This is a genomic window from Streptomyces sp. NPDC005791 (assembly GCF_042871485.1).
Taxonomy (GTDB): Bacteria; Actinomycetota; Actinomycetes; order Streptomycetales; family Streptomycetaceae; genus Streptomyces.
In genome coordinates, this window is the sequence record NZ_JBIAIP010000002.1 from 591,512 (window position 1) to 611,269 (window position 19,758).

General features: G+C 69.6%; 18 protein-coding genes and 1 tRNA gene. 5 read left to right on the forward strand and 14 right to left on the reverse strand.

Annotated features, from left to right (window positions below; all coding sequences use genetic code 11):
• Positions 1 to 74: 74 nt before the first annotated feature.
• The 3 genes from ACFYSH_RS07025 to ACFYSH_RS07035 form a co-directional block, all read right to left on the reverse strand.
• A complete protein-coding gene (locus ACFYSH_RS07025) occupies positions 75 to 2,132 on the reverse strand; it encodes a sel1 repeat family protein (RefSeq protein WP_359472278.1) in 2,058 nt (685 codons plus the stop codon).
• A gap of 212 nt (positions 2,133 to 2,344) precedes the next feature.
• Positions 2,345 to 2,418 (reverse strand) — tRNA-Met (locus tag ACFYSH_RS07030).
• A gap of 42 nt (positions 2,419 to 2,460) precedes the next feature.
• Positions 2,461 to 5,391 carry a UPF0182 family protein gene (locus ACFYSH_RS07035; protein WP_359472430.1) on the reverse strand — a complete coding sequence of 977 codons (2,931 nt, stop codon included), beginning with the start codon at positions 5,389 to 5,391 and terminating at the stop codon, positions 2,461 to 2,463.
• 136 nt (positions 5,392 to 5,527) lie between these two features.
• Between ACFYSH_RS07035 and ACFYSH_RS07040 the strand changes: the two genes are divergently transcribed.
• Positions 5,528 to 6,088, forward strand: a complete 561-nt coding sequence (locus ACFYSH_RS07040; RefSeq protein WP_359472276.1) for a PPA1309 family protein — start codon at positions 5,528 to 5,530, stop codon at positions 6,086 to 6,088.
• A 21-nt stretch (positions 6,089 to 6,109) separates the two neighbouring features.
• On the opposite strand, the gene ACFYSH_RS07045 is transcribed toward ACFYSH_RS07040, so the two are convergent.
• From ACFYSH_RS07045 to ACFYSH_RS07060, 4 genes are all read right to left on the reverse strand, one after another.
• Positions 6,110 to 7,216 (reverse strand): PDZ domain-containing protein, encoded by a 1,107-nt coding sequence (locus tag ACFYSH_RS07045; RefSeq protein ID WP_359472274.1) that lies wholly within the window; start codon positions 7,214 to 7,216, stop codon positions 6,110 to 6,112.
• Between the two features lie 108 nt (positions 7,217 to 7,324).
• On the reverse strand, positions 7,325 to 7,495 hold the full coding sequence (locus ACFYSH_RS07050) for a hypothetical protein (RefSeq protein WP_359472272.1): 171 nt from the start codon (positions 7,493 to 7,495) through the stop codon (positions 7,325 to 7,327).
• Between the two features lie 127 nt (positions 7,496 to 7,622).
• Positions 7,623 to 8,084: a molybdenum cofactor biosynthesis protein MoaE gene (locus ACFYSH_RS07055; protein ID WP_388751243.1), complete on the reverse strand. Its 462-nt coding sequence runs from the start codon at positions 8,082 to 8,084 to the stop codon at positions 7,623 to 7,625.
• 110 nt (positions 8,085 to 8,194) lie between these two features.
• Positions 8,195 to 9,337 carry an SDR family oxidoreductase gene (locus ACFYSH_RS07060; RefSeq protein ID WP_359472268.1) on the reverse strand — a complete coding sequence of 381 codons (1,143 nt, stop codon included), beginning with the start codon at positions 9,335 to 9,337 and terminating at the stop codon, positions 8,195 to 8,197.
• A gap of 191 nt (positions 9,338 to 9,528) precedes the next feature.
• Here ACFYSH_RS07060 and ACFYSH_RS07065 point away from each other — a divergent pair, with 191 nt between their 5' ends.
• Both ACFYSH_RS07065 and ACFYSH_RS07070 read left to right on the forward strand, forming a co-directional pair.
• Positions 9,529 to 10,986, forward strand: a complete 1,458-nt coding sequence (locus ACFYSH_RS07065; protein WP_359472265.1) for a zinc-dependent metalloprotease — start codon at positions 9,529 to 9,531, stop codon at positions 10,984 to 10,986.
• Complete coding sequence (locus ACFYSH_RS07070) at positions 10,983 to 11,528, forward strand: NUDIX hydrolase (protein WP_359472263.1); 546 nt, start codon at positions 10,983 to 10,985, stop codon at positions 11,526 to 11,528. The genes ACFYSH_RS07065 and ACFYSH_RS07070 overlap by 4 nt, the downstream gene beginning before the upstream one ends.
• 54 nt (positions 11,529 to 11,582) lie before the next feature.
• Here the strand turns inward: ACFYSH_RS07070 and ACFYSH_RS07075 are convergent, their stop codons facing one another.
• The 4 genes from ACFYSH_RS07075 to ACFYSH_RS07090 form a co-directional block, all read right to left on the reverse strand.
• The gene (locus tag ACFYSH_RS07075) at positions 11,583 to 12,338 is read right to left on the reverse strand and encodes an AIM24 family protein (protein WP_359472261.1); all 756 of its coding nucleotides are present in this window, start codon (positions 12,336 to 12,338) and stop codon (positions 11,583 to 11,585) included.
• Between the two features lie 19 nt (positions 12,339 to 12,357).
• A complete protein-coding gene (locus ACFYSH_RS07080) occupies positions 12,358 to 13,038 on the reverse strand; it encodes an AIM24 family protein (RefSeq protein ID WP_359472259.1) in 681 nt (226 codons plus the stop codon).
• A gap of 11 nt (positions 13,039 to 13,049) precedes the next feature.
• Positions 13,050 to 14,663: a TerD family protein gene (locus ACFYSH_RS07085; protein WP_359472257.1), complete on the reverse strand. Its 1,614-nt coding sequence runs from the start codon at positions 14,661 to 14,663 to the stop codon at positions 13,050 to 13,052.
• A gap of 106 nt (positions 14,664 to 14,769) precedes the next feature.
• Entirely contained in the window at positions 14,770 to 15,396 is a 627-nt protein-coding gene (locus ACFYSH_RS07090) for a M48 family metallopeptidase (RefSeq protein WP_359472255.1), read from the reverse strand.
• 180 nt (positions 15,397 to 15,576) lie between these two features.
• Here ACFYSH_RS07090 and ACFYSH_RS07095 point away from each other — a divergent pair, with 180 nt between their 5' ends.
• Positions 15,577 to 16,722, forward strand: a complete 1,146-nt coding sequence (locus ACFYSH_RS07095; RefSeq protein ID WP_359472253.1) for a TOMM precursor leader peptide-binding protein — start codon at positions 15,577 to 15,579, stop codon at positions 16,720 to 16,722.
• Between the two features lie 64 nt (positions 16,723 to 16,786).
• On the forward strand, positions 16,787 to 18,223 hold the full coding sequence (locus ACFYSH_RS07100; protein ID WP_359472251.1) for an AarF/ABC1/UbiB kinase family protein: 1,437 nt from the start codon (positions 16,787 to 16,789) through the stop codon (positions 18,221 to 18,223).
• Positions 18,224 to 18,413: 190 nt separating this feature from the next.
• Here the strand turns inward: ACFYSH_RS07100 and ACFYSH_RS07105 are convergent, their stop codons facing one another.
• The 3 genes from ACFYSH_RS07105 to ACFYSH_RS07115 form a co-directional block, all read right to left on the reverse strand.
• A complete protein-coding gene (locus ACFYSH_RS07105; RefSeq protein WP_359472249.1) occupies positions 18,414 to 18,773 on the reverse strand; it encodes a hypothetical protein in 360 nt (119 codons plus the stop codon).
• Positions 18,770 to 19,138 (reverse strand): WhiB family transcriptional regulator, encoded by a 369-nt coding sequence (locus ACFYSH_RS07110; RefSeq protein ID WP_325744921.1) that lies wholly within the window; start codon positions 19,136 to 19,138, stop codon positions 18,770 to 18,772. Before ACFYSH_RS07110 ends, ACFYSH_RS07105 begins: the two co-directional genes overlap by 4 nt.
• Positions 19,139 to 19,308: 170 nt before the next feature.
• Positions 19,309 to 19,638, reverse strand: coding sequence for a hypothetical protein (locus ACFYSH_RS07115; protein WP_359472246.1), 330 nt, complete (start codon positions 19,636 to 19,638; stop codon positions 19,309 to 19,311).
• Positions 19,639 to 19,758 lie beyond the last annotated feature (120 nt).

Below are 19,758 nucleotides of genomic sequence, written 5' to 3' on the forward strand. Positions count from 1 at the left end.
TACGGGACCCCGTCGACCAGCGCAAATTCATTCCCCGGACATCCGTGCGCCGCCGAGCCCGGGCCGGCCGGCGGTCAAGCGGTGAGCTCCTGGTGCAGCGCCTCCAGCAGCCGCGCGGCGCGCTCGGCCACCTCCGCCGGCCCGAGCTCGACCGCACGGGCGCACCAGCGCTGCCCCTCGGTGAGTTCGCCGCGGCGGGCGGCGAGCAGCGCGAGGCGCAGGGCGGCCCGGCCGTGCCCGTCGTTGGCGGCACGGCTCCACCACAGGGCCGCCTCACGCTCACTGCCCTCGCGTGCGAGCAGCAGGCCGAGGTTGAAGGCGCCGTTCCGGCTGCCCGACTCGGCGGCCTCGCGGTACCAGCGCGCCGCGCTCTCCATGTCGCCGCGTGCGGCCGCGAGCATTCCGGCCCTGACCTGGGCACGGCGGTGCCCCTGCTCGGCCGCCCGCTCGTACCACTCCTCGCACTCGGTCTTCTCCGGCATCGGCTCGCCCAGCGCGGGGGGCCCGGGCGCGGGCTGACGCAGATCGAGGACGCCTGCCAGCCGGAAGGCGGCCTCTGCGCTGCCGCCACCCGCGGCGCAGCGCAGATGACGCTCGGCCTCCCGCTCGTCACCGTCCCGCAGCATGGCCATGCCGACCTGGAGCGCCGCGTCGGTGTGCCCGGCCGCCGCTGCCCGCAGGTACCAGCCGAGCGCCGTGCCGTCCTCGTCCCGTCCGGCGTGCAGGATGCCGAGGTTGAAGGCGGCGTCCACGCTGCCCGCCTCCGCGGCCTTGGAGAACCAGGGTTCGGCCCCGGTCGCGTCCCCCGCCTGGAGCAGCAGCACGGCCAGCGCGTTCGCCGCCTCGCGGTGCCCGGCGTAGGCGGCCCGGCGGTACCACTGCTCCGCCTGCGGGATCCGGTCCTGGGCAGCGCAGATCAGCCCGAGGTTGTACGCACCGTTGACGTCACCGGCGTCCATGGCCGCGCGGTACCACCGTTCCGCGGTCTGCTGCTCACCCCTGGCCGCGTGCAGCGCGCCCAACGCGTTCGCGGCATTGCCGTCGCCGTCCTGGGCGGCACGCAGCCACCACACGGCCGCGCTCTCCTCGTCCCCCGCGTCGCGCAGCAGGAAACCGAGGGCGCAGGCCGCCCGGGGCTCGCCGTCCTTGGCGGCGGTGAGATACCAGCGGCCGGCCTCCTTCAGCTCGCCGCGCTGTTCGAGAATGGCTCCGAGATGCAGAGCGGCACGCCGGTGACCACGTGCCGCGGCCTGGCGGTACCACTGCTCGGCCTCGCCCATCCGTCCGGCATCGGGCCCCGCGACGGGGCTGTCCCTCCTCGCGGACATGCCGGGGTCCAGCACCCGGCGGCCTTCGCGCCCCAGGCCGAAGGCGTCGTGCGCGTCGCCGACGGCGTTGCGCTCGATCGCCCGAGCCAAGCGGTACGCGGCCTCCCGGTGCCCCTGCTCCGCGGCGGTGCGCAGCCAGCGCTCGGCACCGCCGTCACCACGGTGCTCCAGCAGGTCGGCCAGTGCGTACGCGCCCAGCGCGTGGCCCTGCTCCGCGGACTGCCGCAGCCAGTACTCCGCGCCGGGCTCGTCCCCGCGCTCCCGGAAGTGTCGCCCGAGGGCGTGCGCGGCGGCCGCGGAGCCTGCCACAGCGGCGATGCGCCACCACCCGGCCGCCTCGTCCGCGTATCCCCTCTGGTGCAGGAGCACACCGAGGTTGTTGGCCGCGGCCCGGTCGCCCTCGGCGGTGGCCGCGCGCAGGTGGATCTCGGCACCGTCCAGGTCGCCGCGGCGCAGCAGGAGGGCGCCCAGAACGCTCATCGACACCGGATCACCGGCTTCCGCGGCACGCCGGTGCCGCGCCTCGGTCTCATCGGCGTGGTCCGCGGTCTCCGTGGTGTCCGTGCTCCGGGCGGTGTCCGCACCGGTGCCGGTCTCGACGCCCTCACCCGCGTCGGCCGTGTCGGTGATGTCTACGGCGAGGACGGCGGACACGCGGGCCGCGCGGGCGCCGTCTGCGATGTCAGCGGTCCCGGCCAGGGCAGCGGCGAATGCCTCATCTGCCATGTTTTCCGTCGTCCGGCCGCTTCGTTGCACAAACCGCCCTGTCTCCAACAGAGTTGCCCTGTCCCCCATAAAAACCATCGTCGCACCACCCGCAACCCGCGTACACCTGGTATACCGCGACCAGTGAGGTCACTTCAGCGTTTTGTCGACATGCCCACAGAGAGACAAGTGAAACACGATCGAGCTCAACTCGTGCCCCGCGAACCGCACTTCACGCCGACAACTTGAGAAAACGTTCCATGGCATGACGAAGGCCCGGATCCCAAAGGATCCGGGCCTTCACCTTTCAGTAGCGGGGACAGGATTTGAACCTGCGACCTCTGGGTTATGAGCCCAGCGAGCTACCGAGCTGCTCCACCCCGCGTCGTTGTGTTCAAACCGTACCACGACGCGGGGTGCGCCTTTCTCAACTGCCCTGGTCGTCGCCCTCGGGCTTCGTGGCACCCTCGGACGCCGAAGCGCCGCCGGCCCCCTCGGGCTGTGCCGCCGCCGCGCGTTCGAGCGCCTCCTGGAGGTCCGCCTGGGCCTTGCCGTAGGCCTCCCAGTCCTGCTCCTTGAGTGCCGCCTCTCCCGCCGTGTACGCCTTCTGGGCGTCCGCGATGGCCTTCTTGAGAGCCGCCTCCCCGGTGGCCGGGGGCTCCGTCGTGTCACCCGGTGGCTCGGTCGGCTCCTCCGTCGGCGGCGTGGTCGTATCGCCCTCCGCGCCGAAGACTGCGTTGAGCGCCTCCCCGAGACTGTTCTCGAAGACGATCTTCGAACCGTACGAGGCGGCCACCTTGCGCAGCAGCGGATAGTTCTGTGTGCCACCGCGCGTGTAGACCGGTTCGATGTAGAGGAAACCTCCGTCGAGCGGCACGGTCAGCAGATTGCCGTACTCGATGTCCGAGTCGGTGCCCTTGAGGTTTCTCACGAACTCGGCGACGTCGTCGTTGCCGTTGAGCTCACTCTGTACCTGACCGGGGCCCTTCACGGTGGTGGTGACTCTCAGCAGTCTTATCGTGCCGTAGTCCTTGCTGGCCGCGTCCGCGTCCACCGCCATGAACGCCCCCAGGTCGGGCCGCCCCTTCGGTGTGAACGTCGTGGTGAGCGAGAACTTCTGCGCGTCCTGGCCCGGCATCTTCATGCTCAGGTAGTACGGCGGAACGGCCCCGGGCTCCTTGTTGGTGGGGTCGTCGGGCACCTGCCAGGCGTCACTGCCGCTGTAGAACTGTGCGGGGTCCTCCACGTGGTACCGCGTGAGCAGCTCACGCTGGACCTTGAACAGGTCCTGCGGGTAGCGCAGGTGGTCCATCAGCTCCTGCGGGATGTCGCTCTTGGCCTTCACCGTCCCGGGGAAGGCCTTGCGCCACGTCTTGAGCACCGGGTCCTCGGTGTTCCACTCGTAGAGCTTCACCTTGCCGTCGTACGCGTCGACGGTGGCCTTCACCGAGTTGCGGATGTAGTTGACCTGGTTCTGCTGGGCGACGACCGCACGCTGGTTGGTGGTCAGCGAGTCGGCCGTGGTGTCACCGAGCGTCGTACGCGAGGCGTACGGATAGCCGTTGGTCGTGGTGTAGGCGTCGACGACCCACTGGATCCGCCCGTCCACGACCGCCGGATAGGCGTCACCGTCGATCGTGAGCCAGGGCGCCACCGCCTCGACCCGTTCCTTGGGCGTGCGGTTGTACAAGATCCGTGAACCGTCGCCGATGGCTCCCGAATACAGTATCTGCGGCTCGCTGAACGACACGGCGTAAGCAGCACGGTTGAAGGCGTTGGCGAGACTGACCCCGCTGTCACCCTTGTAACTGGTGGTCTTCTCGCCGTCCTCCTCGTAGTCGAGCTCCTTCTGGGGCCCGCCGACGATGGAGTACTGCTCGGTCTTCTCGCCGTAGTAGATCCGCTGCTCGTACCCTTCGTCCAGCTCGCCGCTGGTCGGCAGGCCCGACTCGGTGAAGTCCGGTGAACCCGCCGGGTTGGTGCCCGTCGTGGTGCCCCGGGCCGCGATGGCACCGTAGCCGTGGGTGTACGTGAAGTGGTCGTTGATCCAGTTCCGCTTGGGGAGACCGGCGAGGTTCAGCTCGCGCAGGCCGATGACGGTGTCCTGCTCCTTGCCGTCCTCGCCCTTGTAACGGTCGACGTCCAGCGTCTTGGGGAACTGGTAGTAGTTCCTCTTCTGCTGGAGCTGCTGGAAGGCCGGGGAGACGACGTTCGGGTCCATCACCCGGTAGCTCGCGGCATCGTCCGCGGACGCGCGGAGCTTGGCCTCGTCCGTCGTCGTGCCCTTGCCGGAGTAGTCGTCCACCTGCGCGTCGTCGATGTCGTAGGCATCTCGTGTCGCGTCGATGTTCTTCCGGATGAACGGCGCTTCCTTGGCCTGCTCGTTGGGCTGGACCTGGAACTTCTGCACGATCGCCGGGTAGAGACCACCGATCAGGATCGCCGACAGCACCATCAGGCCGAGGCCGATCACCGGCAGCTGCCAGGTGCGCCGCCAGAGGGTCGCGAAGAAGAGCAGCGCGCAGATCACGGCGATGCAGAACAGGATCGTCTTCGCCGGCAGATAGGCGTTGGCGTCGACGTACCGCAGACCGGTCCAGTTGTCCGTGGCCTTGAAGTCACTGGACTTCACGGCCAGGCCGTACCGGTCGAGCCAGTACGCCACGGCCTTCAGCGCGACGAAGATGCCGAGCAGCACCGAGAGGTGACCGGTGGCCGCACCCGTCGCCCGCGCTCCGGGGCTCGTGATCCGCAGCCCGCCGTAGAGGTAGTGGGTCAGCGCCGCCGCGATCAGCGACAGCACCACGGCGGCGAATCCGAAGCCGAGCATGAAGCGGTACCACGGCAGGTCGAAGGCGTAGAACTTGACGTCCAGCTGGAACTGGGGGTCCTTCTGCCCGAACGGCACGCCGTTGGCGTACATCAGCCAGGTACGCCACTGGCCCGACGCGGACGCACCGGCGATCAGCCCGACGAGCGCGGTGACCGCGAGCAGCACCCACTTCTTGTACGGGGCGACGCTCATCCGGTAGCGGTCCAGGCTCTGCTGCTCCAGCGACATCGCGCTCAGCGGCGGCCGGAACCGGTGCGCGAGCCAGATGTTCACGCCGATGGCGACGGCCATCAGCAGTCCGAAGACGAGGAACAGCCCGATCTTGGTCCACAGAGTGGTGGTGAAGACAGACGAGAACTCGACCGACCTGTACCAGAGCCAGTCCGTCCAGAACCCGGCGAACATGACGAAGGCCATGGCGAGAACCGCCAGGACGCCCAATGTCATGAGCAGGGTACGGACGCGCCGGGACGGGCGGCCGACTCTGATCCGTGGCCCGGTCGGGCCTCCGCCGCGGTCCGGCATCTGGAAAGCCAACGTGCGCACCTCGAAGTTCGCGGTCGTGTGAAGCAGGCCCAGCGATCGTAGAGCCCACCTATGCAACTTACCGAGGCTTTACCTAGTTCCCGTTCCCGGGGCATAAGGAGGCAGGATATTGAGCATGCCCAACGTTTCCCCCTCAGGCCCCCCGATGGCCGCGAGTCCACTCACCGTCGCCGTCCTCGAAATCGACGCCTACGCCGCAGGTCTCGGCTGGGACCAGCCGGCCAGGCTGTTCGCCCTGGTCGACACCGCCCGGCTGCGGGCCCACGAGCCCGGCCTCGCCGCCCAGCTCGGCCTCGACGACACCGCTTCCACCACCGCCGCTCTCACCCCCGTCGAGCAGGAGGAGCTCCCCGCCGGCACCGCGCTGGACGAGTTCCTGGCCACGATCGCGTGGCCCGACGCCGTGGTCGGCTGCGCCATGACCGTGGAGCGGATGATGCTGCCGCCCTCCGCGGAGGCTTCCGTGCCGGACGGGCTGACCGACGCCCAGCTGACCAAGTGGGTCACCGAACACCCGGACCGGCAGGAGGTGCGCATGACCGTGGCGGTGCTGCGGGACGGGGCACGGGACTCCGCCGTGCGACTGCGGGAGAAGGACTCCCCGACCGAGGTCCTGACCGGTGCGGGACTCGTCCCCGGGCTGGCCGAAGCACTCGCGGCGACCTTCGAGTCCTGATCCCTCCGGCGGGGGCCGGCCTCAGCTCGTCGAACAGCTCGGCAGGCCGGCCGTGTCCCCCGTCCGGATCTTCTCCAGGGACTTCTTGGCGTCGTCGAGGGTCTTCACCCTCACCAGGGTGAGGCCGCTCGGGATGTCGGAGGCCGCGGCTGCGCAGTTGTCGTCCGGAGTCAGGAAGTACTCGGCACCCTCGTCGCGTGCGCCGACCAGCTTCATGGTGATCCCGCCGATGGGGCCGACCTTGCCGTCGTCGTCGATGGTGCCTGTGCCGGCGATGAACTCGCCGCCCGTCAGCTTCCCGGGCGTCAGCTTGTCGATGATGCCCAGCGAGAACATCAGTCCGGCGCTCGGGCCGCCGACATCGGCCAGCTTGATGTCGATCTCGAACGGGAACACGTGGTCCGTCCCTGCCTGGATCCCGACGATCGCCCGGTCCTTCGAGAGGTCCGAGGGGTCCTCGGGCGCCTTCCGCGTGGTCAGGGTGACGTCCTGGGAGCCCTGCGGCTCCTTCCCCGCCTTCTCGGCGGCGGCGGCCGTCTTGGCGGGGACGACCGTGAAGACGACGTCCTCGCCGGGCTCGTGCTTCGTGACGAGCTTCGCGACGTCCTCCGGCTCCTCGACCGCCGTGCCGTCGACGGCCTCGATCACGTCACCGGCGTGCAGCACGCCCACGGCGGCGCTGTCCTTGACGACCGTGGCGACCACCACGCGGGAGGTGACGGGGATCTTCAGCTCCTCCAGGGCGGCGACCTTGGCGCTCTCCTGCGACTGGCTGAATTCCTCGGCGTTCTCCTGCGTCGACTCCTCCTCGGTCTTGCCGTCCGGGTAGAGGGTGTCGTGGGGCACGACCACGCTGTCGTGGGCCAGCCAGCCGTAGACGGCCTCGACGATGTTCATGTCGTAGTCCGCTCCGGTGACACGAACGGTCGTCATGTTGAGGTTGCCGGAGGTCTGATAGGTCTTGTGACCGCTGATGTGCAGGACCGGCTCGCCACGGGCGTCTCCGAGCGTGTTCACCGTCGGTCCGGGAGACATCTCCGAGTACGGCACGCGAATCAGCACGCCTGCGCAGAGCAGCGCGATGAGGATGAGGGTGGAGGCGAGCATCGTCGCGGTGCGGCGTGGCATGGAACGACAGTACGGGAACGGCCTGTCGTCGCACCCTCGGGGCCGTTCAGTTCCGGTACGTCCGGGCGGTGCGGTACCGGATCGGCAGCTGCGTACAGCTGCGGAGGTTCAGACGGCCTCGGAACCGGAGCGCTCTTTCTCCATCGCTTCACGGAACCTGGCGTAGCCGGCGAGTTCGGTGACATCACCGGTCGTTCGATTGCGGGCTGCCCACCCTCCCCATATCGCTGCGCCAAGAGCAGCTATGAGTGGAATCAACAGCCAGGCGAGTGCTGCCATCACGACCTCCCTACCCCATGAGCGACCGCAACTGACGATCAGAAGATTAACCACGTGCAGGAGCAACGCTCGTGGCAGGGGGGCGGTTACGCAAATCGGGGCTGATGCCCCCTGGGGCGGTTTGCGCTCAGCAGGCGCCCACCCATTCCTCCGTACCGTCGGAGAGACGCTGGTGCTTCCAGATCGGCACCTCGTGCTTGAGGTCGTCGATCAGCTTGCGGCAGGCGTCGAAGGCCTCACCCCGATGGGCGCAGGAGACGGCGACGACCACCGCCAGATCGCCTACAGCCAGGTCACCCACCCGGTGGACCGCGGCCAGAGCCCGCACCGGGAACTCCGCCACCACCTTCTCGGCCACTCTGCGGAGCTCGTCGACGGCCGTCGGATGGCAGGAGTAACCGAGGGCGCCGACGTCCTGCCCGTCGTCGTGATTGCGCACCGTGCCGACGAAGAGGGCCGTGCCTCCCGCGGCGTCGTCACCGACCGCGCGGAAGACCTCGTCGACGGAGAGCGGTGTGTCACGGATGTCCAGCAGCCGGATGGGGTCCTGGGCCGTCTGCTCGCCGGGGTGGTTGTGGGTACGTGCCATGGGGCCATCGTGCCGCACGGCACCGACATCCCGGAACAGCGTGTTCGACCAGTGGCGGGCCGGCCCGCTCGGAGCCTCCTACCAGGCGGGGCGTCCGGGCCGCCGTCGGTTCAGAAACGACGGCGCGCCTTGCGGGCCCGCCGTACCAGGGCCGCCGTACCGAGGAGCGCGACGGTCGCCCCGGCGGCGCCCGCTGCGGTGGCGTCCTTGCGGCCGAGCCGTCGGCCTGCGACCGTGTGGCGCCCTTCCACCTCTTCCAGGAGCGCCGCCAGGACCTCTTCGTTGGTCCACCGTGGGCGCCATCCCGCGTCGTGGAGCCGGCTCACACTGACCACCCAGGGATGCATGGTGTAGGCGAGATCACCGGCCGGTGAGGGCGTGAGACCGATCCGGTGCAGCCGGGCGGCGGCGCCGAGAGCGACGGCGGACGGCAGTTCCATCCGACGCACTCCGGAGAGCTCCTCGACCTCCTCCTGTTCGAGCCAGCCGTCGCAGCCCACCGCGAACTCCCCCTCGATCTTCTCGAGAGCCGCGTACTCCAGGGCGCTCACCAGGTCGTCCACGTGGCAGAACTGCCACGCCGGGCGTGAGCCGGCGACGACGAGGAGCCTGGGGGACTCGAAGTACCGGGTGAGCGCCGTGTCCGTACCGCCGACCAGGACCGTGGGACGCACCACCGTGACGTTCAGGCCGGGATGGGCGCGGGGCGCGCGACGGCCGAGCCGCTCGATCTCCAGCAGGTCACCGACACCGGTGGCCTCCGCGGTGGCCCGCAGCTCCGCGTCCTCGGAGAGCGGGATGTCGTTGTCGGGCAGAGCTCCGTAGACCATCGCCGAGGTGCACAGCACGACCCGGTGGACGCCCACTGCAGCCGCCGCCGTCAGCACGGTCTGGGTGCCACGCACGTTGTAGGCGGTACGGGCGGCGGGATCGGTCTCCAGGTCGAGGTCGAGGGCCATGTGGACGACGACGTCCGCGCCGCGAAGCTTCTCGGCGATGGCGGGGTCCCGTACGTCCAGGATGTGCCACGTGGCCTCGGAGACATCCCCCCGGCGCTCGTCGATGGCGATGACCTGCTTGATCTCGTCGGATGCGGCGAGGTGGGCGGTGAGCAGCTCACCGACGCCGGTCGCGGCACCGGTGACCGCGACGACGGGGCCGCGGCTTCGGGAAGAATTTTTCGTCGGCTTGCTTTCGGGCGAGGGGTCGGCCAGGTTTCGCGCTGCGCGAACCTGCGGATCTGGGGAACTCACCGGGCGTCTCCAGCGGTTGTCTTCAGTACGTACCCGAATGACGCGTACGTACCAGGTGGCGTCCATCCTGCCGCAGGCCGGGAGCCAACGGAGCACTGAGGGCCCAAGCGGTCTTCGGTGTCTACGCTGGATGGTGATGTCGGGCAGTCGCCGTCGGTTCGAGCCGGCGGCCCTACGAGCCGAGGAAACCCGTGAGTGACACCCCATTCGGATTCGGCCTTCCGCCGGAGGAGCCGGACGACGGCGACGAAGGCAAGAAGAAGGACCCCACCGGTGGTGGGCAGGGCCCGGGCGGGCCGGCGAACCCGTTCGGCTTCGGGCCCGGCGCGGGCGGGGACAACCCGTTCGCCGCGATGTTCGGCTCGATGAACCCGAACGATCTGGGCGCCGCCTTCCAGCAGCTCGGCCAGATGCTGAGCTACGAGGGCGGTCCGGTCAACTGGGACATGGCCAAGCAGATCGCCCGCCAGACGGTGTCGCAGGGCACCGCGGACGGCAGCAAGGACGCGAGCGTCGGCCCTGCGGAGCGGGCATCCGTCGACGAGGCGCTGCGTCTCGCCGACCTCTGGCTGGACGGCGTGACCTCGCTCCCGTCGGGCTCCGTCTCGACGGTGGCGTGGAGCCGCGCCGAGTGGGTCGAGGCCTCGCTGCCCGCCTGGCAGCAGCTGGTCGACCCGGTGGCCGAGCGTGTCGGCCTGGCCATGGGCGACGTGCTGCCGGAGGAGATGCAGGCCATGGCCGGTCCGCTGATCGGCATGATGCGGTCCATGGGCGGTGCCATGTTCGGCCAGCAGATCGGGCAGGCCGTGGGCGTGCTCGCCGGTGAGGTCGTCGGCTCGACCGACATCGGCCTTCCGCTGGCGCCGGCCGGCAAGGCCGCGCTGCTTCCGCTGAACGTCGAGCGGTTCGGCAAGGATCTGAGCGTTCCGCAGGACGAGGTACGGCTGTACCTGGCGCTGCGCGAGGCGGCCCACCAGCGGCTCTTCGCCCACGTCCCGTGGTTGCGCTCGCATCTCTTCGGTGCGGTCGAGGCCTATGCGCGCGGCATCAAGGTCGACACCAGCAAGCTCGAGGACGTCGTCGGCCAGTTCGACCCGTCCCAGCCCGAGCAGCTGCAGGACGCCCTCCAGCAGGGCATGTTCCAGCCGGAGGACACCCCGGAGCAGAAGGCGTCGCTGGCCCGTCTGGAGACCGCCCTCGCCCTCGTCGAAGGCTGGGTGGACGCAGTGGTGCACGAGGCCGCGAAGTCCCGGCTGACCTCGGCGGACGCGCTGCGCGAGACGATGCGCAGGCGCCGCGCTTCCGGTGGTCCGGCCGAGCAGACCTTCGCCACACTCATCGGGCTCCAGCTGCGGCCGCGCCGGCTGCGGGACGCGTCACGGCTGTGGGCCTCGCTCACGGACGCCCGCGGTGTCGACGGCCGTGACGGCCTGTGGGAGCACCCGGACATGCTGCCGACGGCCCAGGACCTGGACGACCCGGACGGCTTCGTCCACCACGAGCAGCTGGACTTCTCCGAGCTGGACAAGATGCTCGGTGAAGCGGCGAAGGGGCCGCAGAAGCCCGTCGCCGAGGGCCGTGAGGACCAGGGCGAGGACGGGACCGGGGACGACCCGCGGAGCGACGGCAAGGACGACACCGGCAAGTGAGCCTGCATGACGACGCGGTTTCGGTACTCAAGAGCTACGACGGGGGCGACGCGCGACAGGCGGAGCTGAGTCTGACGTACCTGGATCATCTGGCCGACCACCCCGACGGCATGTGGAAGGCGTGTGGAGCCGGGCATCTGACGGCCAGCGCTCTGGTGGTCGACCCGCAGCGCGGCAGGGTCCTGTTGACGCTGCACAGGAAGCTGCGCATGTGGTTGCAGATGGGCGGTCACTGCGAACCGCAGGACACCACCGTGGCAGCGGCGGCGCTCCGCGAGGCCACGGAGGAATCAGGGATCTCCGGTCTCTCCCTGGTGCCCGGGGGGCCCGTGCGGCTGGACCGCCACCCCATCCCGGCGCCCTGCCACCAGCACCTCGACGTGCAGTACGCGGCGACGGCGTCGGCGGGGGCGGTGGAGCAGATCAGCGACGAGTCCCTGGACCTGCGCTGGTTCCCTTACGACGAGGTGGCGAGGGTCGCGGACGCCTCGGTCGCGCGGCTGCTGGAGAGCACCCGCGCACGGCTGGAGCAGAACGGCTAGGGCCCGCTGAGGGGCGGTCTCCGCGAGACCGCCCCTCACCGCTGCACGGACGGCTCAGTTCCAGGCGTTGTTCTGGTTCTGGCCGCGGGAACCCTGCTGACCTACGCCGAGCTGGGCCGCGGCCCCTTGGCCGATCTGGGCGTTCTGCGGCGGCAGCACCTCACTGGGCTGGACCAGGGCGAACCCCTGTCCCAGGAAGCTCAGCTCCCAGCCCTCCCCCGTGTTGCCCCGGCGTCGGATGACGCCGGAGGAGTGGGTCTGGGCCTGCATCTGCACCCTCAGCCCGCTCGACCAGGCGACGATCGCGTCGGCGTCGGCATTGACGTACTTGTCCGGGGTGACCTGCATCATCAGCGGCTGGCCGGAGGTCATCAGCGCGACCTTGCCACTCCCTGAGATGTTGAGCTGGTACTTGCCGGTGCCGGAGATCCCGTACTGGCTGTCCACCGCGATGACCTCGGTGTGCAGCGAGGAGTCAAGCGCGAGGACGTAGGAGCTGTCGACCGTCATGCCCTCGTGGTCGACGTCGACCATGTGGATGTACTGGGCGAGGTTGGCCAGATAGACCGTGCCCTGGCCCGAACAGCGCATGAGGTCGAGGCCCTCGCCCGTGTTCCGGCGGGCGCGGCGCTGGCCGTGCGACTGGTACTCCCCGTCGAACTCCATGAGGCCCTGATAGGCGACCATGGCGCCCTTACGGGCGAGGACGTCGTCGTGGCCGGTCAGCGAGACCCGTAGGAGCTGCGGATTCTGGATGGCGTACCGGTCCTGCGACTGCTGTTCGGTGTGGCTGAAAAGCGGACTCTGCATGATGTGTGTTCTCCCCCGTTCAGTGCCGGATCCGCAGACGGTCCGTACTGTCCTCGCTCGGCTGGACGACGACGATGCCCTGACCCGAGAAGGCCATCTGATAGGCCTCACCGCTGCCCCGCCCGATGAGCGAGCTCGCCTTGAAGCTGCGCTTGCCCTTCACCTTGAGGTTCGGGGACCACGCGACGAGGGCGTCCGGGTCGACGTAGGTCTCGTCCTCACCCCTGCCGCAGTCGACGACGATCGGTGTGCCGCGCGAGGTGATGGCGACCCACCCCGTGCCCTGGATCCCTACGTTCCACAGCCCCTGACCGGCGAACTTGGCCAGTCCCTTGACCCGCTCCACATCCCAGGTGAGGTGGCCGTCGAAGGCCAGGAGGTTGGTGCCGTTGACCGAGAGCGAGTCGTTGTCGAGGTTGATGACGACCACGTCGGCGCCGTAGTCGGCAAGGTAGAGCAGACCGTCGCCGGCGCACTTCATCAGGGGTGCGCCCTCGCCGGAGATCCATTGGGACGCGATCTGGCGGACGGCGGGCGGGTTGGGTTCGTACTGGATGAAGCCCTCGTAGGCCACCATCGAGCCGGTGCGCGCGTAGAGGTCGTGGCCGGTGGCCATGGCGACCTTGAGCATCGTGCGGCCGTGGTTCTCCATGCGGGCCGTGACGGGGGTCGGGGCGAAGCCCGCGAGTTGCTGATTCATGACGGGCTCCCTCAGACCTCGTAGGGCTGGACGACGATGAAGTTGCCGGGGGCTCCCCGGAACTGGAGGTTCACGGTCTCCCCGCTGTGACCCGGGTACGCGTTACGGCGCAGCCGGACCTGGCTGGAGAGGATCACCTGGGAGGCGGACGACCAGGCCACGACGGCGTTGCAGTCCGCGAAGGTGGTCGGGGTGACCGGCAGGACGACCGGTACGCCGTGGGTCTTGACCACGACCGTTCCGGTGCCCTGGAACTGCATGGTGAACAGAGCGCCGCCGGGAATGCCGTGTCCCTCGATCCTGCGGACCTCGTACTGCAGGGACTCGTCGAACGCGAGGACGCTCTCCGCGGAGACGCAGATGCCGTCACCCTGCAGCTCGATGGGATGCAGATGCGCCCCTTCCTCGGCGAGGAAGACCTGACCACGGCCGGTGCAGCGCATCAGCTGCATCTCCTGGCCCGTCGCGTTGCCGACCATGCGGCCCGCGAAACCGGCGCCCTTGTAACCGAAGTCGACCTTGCCCTGGTACATCACCATGCTGCCCTGACGGGCGAGCACCGGGTTGCCGCCCATCGTCAGGTCGACGCGCATGAGCTGCTGGTTCTGCGAGGTCCAGCGCTGCCCGGTGGGCGCCTCCTTGTACGGCTGCAGAGCGGCCTGCAGGCCTGCGCCACCCGCCGGAACCCCCTGGGGTACGCCCTGCGGCATACCTGGCTGCATGCCCGGGGGCTGCTGGCCGAACGTGCTCGGCGCCTGCTGCCCGAACGGCGGTGCGGCGGGGGGCTGCTGCCCGAACGGCGGTGCGACGGGCGGGGCGCCCTGGCCCGGGACCTGTCTGAACTGCGGCTGCTGGGGCGGTTGCCCGTACGGTGCGGGCGCCTGAGGTGCGGGCGCCACCGGTGCCGCGATGGTCGGCGCGGCGTGCGTCGGCTGCTGCTGCTGCGGGCCGGGAGCCGGTGCTGCCGGGGCGCCGAAACCCGGCGCGGGCTGCGGCGCCTGCGGAGCGGCCGGGGCACCGAAGGCAGGAGGTGCGGAGGGCTGGGCGGGCGGTGCGAACGAGGGGGCCGCCCCCTGGGGCGGTGTCTCGGGAGCTTCCTCGGCGACCTCGCCGCCGAAGTTCTTGAGCAGCGCGTCGAGTCCGCCGTCGAAGCCCTGGCCGACCGCGGCGAACCGCCAGACGTCCTTCAGATAGAAGTCGCCGAGCATGACCGCGCGTTCGGTGGTGAACTCCGAGCCGGTGAAGGCGTATCTCACCACTTCTTCGCCGCCCGCGACGATCCGGATGTATCCGGGGCCGACCTGCGACATCTGTCCGGCGCCGTCGAGGGTCGCGGTGAAGGACAGCTTGTGGATGCCGGCCGGAACGCGGTCGAGGGTGACGCGGAACGACTCGGTGTCACCGGCTTGGGCACCGAGAAGCTGAATGGACTCCTCAGGCGATTTCGGCTGGTTGAAGAAGATGAAATACCGGTCGTCGGAGAGCTGCTCATGGGCATCGAGACCGAAGCAGCTGATGTCGAACGTCAGGCCGGGGCCTCCGATCTGCACGCCTACGTACAGATCCGTCCCTGACGTGAGATCACTGATTCTGGCCTTGTGGCCGCGCTGGAATTCCCTGGCCATGCGTAACGACCGTCCCCCATCCCGAAGGTGAATGCGTCGCGTCAGGCTAACCGCAAACCAAGACAACGAGCCAAGCCGGTACAGACCCGGTACAGAATCGGCGACCTCACTCCTCGCGGGCGGCGGGCAGCTGCGGAAGCCGGTCGGCCGCCACGACTCCCTCGAGATAGCCACGCGCACGCTCGGTACGGGGGTAGGCCTCCAGGAGCCGCCAGAAACGCGGCCCGTGCCCCGGGACCAGCAGATGGGCCAGCTCGTGGAGGAGTACGTAGTCGACGACGTACTCCGGCATGCCCTGCAGCCGGTGCGAAAGACGGATGCTGCCCTCGGCCGGGGTACAGGAGCCCCAGCGGGTGTTCTGATTGGTCACCCACCGCACGGAGACGGGCAACGCCCGGCCACCGAGGTACTGCCCGGAGAGCCGCTCCGCCCGCTCGGCGAGCTCGCTGTCGCCGATGACGCGCTTGCGCTCCTGCGCGGCGAGCTTGTCGAGCATCACTCCGATCCAGCGCTGCTCCTCGGCCTCCGACATCCGGGCCGGGATGAGCACGATGGTGCGATCGCCCTCCCGGTACGCGGAGACCGTCCTGCTGCGCCGGGCACTCCGGCGGACCTCGACCGCGCTCGTCACCGCCGCGCGGGGCTGCTGGGTGGCCGCGCCGCGCGGTCGGCGTCCGGCGTCGCGGCGCGCAGGGGTCTCCCCGGCGAGACCGGGAGAGGAGTCGGCGGGCACGCCACGACGTTACCCGTTGCCAGTGCGGGAAGTCCCGCCTCCTCGTCGGTTCGGCGTTGATCCACTTCTCGGCTTGCACCATTTGAACGACTAATGCCGCAGCCTGTGGATAACTTTCCGCTCGTCACGCCGCAACGTTGCATTCTGGCAACGGATCTCGACATCGACCTGGGAGAAGTCATGCATCCGATGCTGAAGCCCGCCCTCCGCCGGGCCTGGCGTGGACGGAACACCGTGCAATTCGGTGTGACCCCCGCGCACGCGGTGACGCTGGGGCCGATGGATATCGCCACCGGCAGCTTTCTGGAACTGCTCGACGGAACACGGGGACTTCCTCTGCTTCGCGAAGAGGCCAGGGCTCTGGACCTGTCGGACCGTCACGTGGACATTCTCGTATCGCGTCTCTCCGAGGCCGGTTTGCTGGACGATCCGGATGCGGGGGGCCCGGAGGCGGACGCCTTACGCCGTCGGGCCGAGACCCTCGAGCGGCAGCGCCCGGACGCGGCAGCCCTCTCCGTGGTCCATCCGGCGCCCGGAAGCGGGCTGCGCAGACTCGCGGCACGGCGCGCGATGCGGGTGCAGGTGCGCGGTGCGGGCAGGGTGGGCGCGGCGATCGCCGCAGTGTTGTCCGCATCGGGGGTGGGCCACGTCGAGGTGCTCGACGGAGGGCGCGCCGAGCCCTGGGACGTCACGCCGGGCGGCATCCCGGCTTCGTCGGTCGGAGAGCGCCGGGACACGGCGGCCCGGCAGCTGGTGCGCAGGTCCGCGGTCGGCGGTGCACCACGCCCGGGCGGGCCGGGTACGCCTCCGGCCAACGGTGAACCGGCGCTGTCCCTGATCGTGGTGGCCCCCAGGGACGGCCTCTGCGTCTACGCCCCCGATCCGGATACCGCCGCACCGTGGATCGCCTCGGGTACCCCGCACCTCTACGCGGGGGTGATCGAAGCCACCGGAGTGGTCGGGCCGTTGGTGCTGCCCGGAGGCACCGGCTGCGCGGGCTGCCTGGCACTGCGTCGCGCGGAGGCCGACCCTCAGTGGCCGCGGATGCTCGCACAGTGGAGGTCCGGACGGCGCACATGCGTCCAGGCCTGCGATCTCGGCCTGGCCACAGCCGTGGCCGGCCTCGCCTCGGCCCACGCCCTGTCCTTCCTCGACGGAGAGCTCCCCGCCAGCACGGGCGCGCGGTGGGAGGCCGCCATGCCGATGCTGGACTGGCGGTCGGAGCGGCTGGGACCACACCCCGGCTGTGTCTGTGGGGCAGCCGGGCACACTGAGGTGGAGCTCACCTCCACGGCCGGCGCCCCGCAGGACACAATGGCCGGGTGACCGCCGCCGACGGAGCGCAGCCGGATACGCACGCGACACGGCAGTCTGGGAACTGGAGGGGCACATGTCTGATCTTCCCCGGAAGGCGGTCACCCGTACCGCGAAGCTGGCAGCCCTGCCGCTGGGCTTCGCCGGGCGTGCCACATGGGGCCTGGGCAAGCGGATCGGCGGAAAGTCCGCCGAACTGGTGGCCCGTGAGGTTCAGCAGCGCACGGCGGATCAGCTCTTCAAAGTGCTGGGCGAGTTGAAGGGCGGCGCGATGAAGCTCGGTCAGGCACTGTCCGTCTTCGAATCAGCACTGCCCGAGGATGTCGCGGGTCCTTACCGAGCTGCGCTGACCAAGCTTCAGGAAGCTGCACCGCCCATGCCGACCCGCACCGTCCACGGGGTCCTGGCGGAGCGGTTGGGCGAAGACTGGCGGGATCTGTTCACGGAGTTCGACGACAGCCCCGCTGCCGCGGCCTCGATCGGGCAGGTCCACCGCGCCGTCTGGCACGACGGACGCGACGTGGCCGTGAAAGTGCAGTACCCGGGCGCGGGCGAGGCGTTGCTCTCGGATCTCACCCAACTCAGCCGCTTCGCACGGCTGCTCGGTCCACTGGTCCCCGGGATGGACATCAAGCCCCTCATCACGGAGCTGCGCGACCGGGTGTCGGAGGAGCTGGACTACGGACTCGAGGCCCGGGCGCAGGATGAGCACGTGGCGGAGTTCGAGGACGATCCGGATGTCGTTATCCCGGCAGTGGTGCATCAGTCCGAGCAGGTACTGATAACGGAGTGGATCGAGGGAATCCCCCTCTCGGAAGTGATCGCTGACGGTACGACGGAGCAACGGGACCGGGCCGGCCAGCTACTGGCGCGCTTCCTCTTCTCGGGGCCCGCGCGCACCGGTCTGCTGCACGCGGACCCCCACCCGGGTAACTTCCGGCTGCTCCCCCCGGCAGCTGTGACCGGTGAGGACGGGGACGAGCCCGACGGCGGTCGCACACTCTGGCGCCTGGGGGTGCTGGACTTCGGCACGGTCGACCGTCTTCCGGGCGGTCTGCCGCAGACCATCGGCGAAGCCCTGCGGATGACACTGGACGGGGATGCGGACGCCGTCTACGCCATGCTGCGCGAAGCCGGCTTCGTCAAGGAGTCGATCGATCTCGATGCGGACGCGGTGCTCGGCTATCTGCTTCCCATCATCGAGCCGGCGCAGGTGGACGAGTTCACCTTCACCCGTTCCTGGCTGCGCAGTCAGGCCGCCAGGATCGCCGATCCGCGCTCTCCGGCACATCAGTTGGGAAAGCAGCTGAATCTCCCCCCGTCCTACCTGCTGATACACCGCGTGACGCTCAGCACGATCGGGGTGCTGTGCCAGTTGGGTGCGACCGTCCGTCTGCGGGACGAACTCGAAGCCTGGCTGCCGGGCTTCCTGCCGGAGTCCGGGGCCGAAGAGGGCGACACCGCAGCGAACGCCCGGGACAGCTCGGAGGAGGGCGAGGCGGTCGAGGTGTAGGGGCTCACGAGGGAGCAGGGACACCCCGGAAGCGGGGCGGCGCCGACTCCGGGGAGGTGAGCCTCGCACGGCGCCACGCGCCGCAGGGCCGGCCCGTTCGGGCCGGCCCTGCGACAAGGGGAGGGGTGGCTGCCTGCGAGGCCGAGCGGCGGCCCGGCAGCCGTGGTGCACCGTACTGCTGGTGCGGCTGTCAGTGCATGACAGCCATGGCGAGCGCACGGCGGGCGCGCATCGAGGCACGCTCCGCACGGCGCTGCATCCGCCGGGCGGCCACCAGGCGCACAGCCTGGCGTCCCTCCTCGGCCTCCCGCAGGCGGTCGTGCATATGCGCACGAGCCATGGCTTCTGGGATGAGTTGCATCTCGCGGGTCCTGTTCTGACGCGAGTCGTTCGCGCCGATGATGGTGACGTCCGGGGTCGCGGAGCCGACGGGCTCCTTCGTGCTGGTGGTCATTGGTGCCTGATTCCGGGGGTCATGAGTCTGGGGACGGTCGATGGTTCCGATGCGCTTCGTTCGTGTGGGGGACATGACCCCCAGGCCGGCGGTCACGCCGCGACCGGGTTCTTGCGCGGACGCCCACGCGGCCGCTTGCGGGCGACGACGACGCCCTGCACGAACAGCTCACCGCCCCAGACGCCCCACGGCTCGCGACGCTCCTTGGCTCCGGCGAGGCAGGCCTCGACCAGCGGGCAGGTCCGGCAGAGGGACTTGGCGTACTCGACATCGGCCGGCGACTCGGCGAAGAAGACCTCCGGGTCGTAGGAACGGCAGGGGACAGGCACGCCGAGGTTCTCGATGGCGTCGTCGAGCGCGGTGAGCGCGGTGAGGGGGAGCAAGGTGGAGTCCTCCGTGAGGCCGGGCGGGGAGATCGTGTCGGAAGGCGGTACGGACGGGGCGTGCGTCTCGAGTTGCACGGTGGCGTTGTCCTCGTCTGGTCGTGCCGGCCTGTTGGCCGGTTGGCGGCTGGTACCAGGTCCTGCTGTCCCGAGGCTCCTTCGTCTCGTCTCGTCCGTTCGGACAAAACAAAAGGGCCGCGGATCCCGAGTGGGGTTCCGCGGCCCTGAAGGCGCCGGCCTGATTCGAATCAGGCTGGATCACTCCAGGGTTCAGGCCCACGGAAGGCCCACATCGTGTGGTGCTGCGTCGTCTGCTTCTTGGCTCCGGCACCGGCTGCGGCTGCCGCAAAGGCATAGGCCGAGGCCTGTCCCTTCACTACTGCTGCTTCCGGTGCCTCGGTCGGTCGCTCATTGCGCTCCCGGACAGGCAGGCTCGCCAGGGACAGCGAGCTGACCACGGAGGTACCGGACACAGCGGTGCCATGGAGCGAGAGCTCCGAAGAGCGCATGAGGCCGAGCGAGCAGGCGGAGACGACCGACGGATCGGTCACGTTGATGGTGTTGATGATGCTGATCACGACAATCGCCTCCTCTCGGCGTCTCAAGGGACCGGCCGGGGCCGATCCTGCGGTATTCGGATAAGTACAGCACGGAGTCAGGGCTTCAGAGAAGTCGCTGTTCCCGTGGTTAAGAACCTA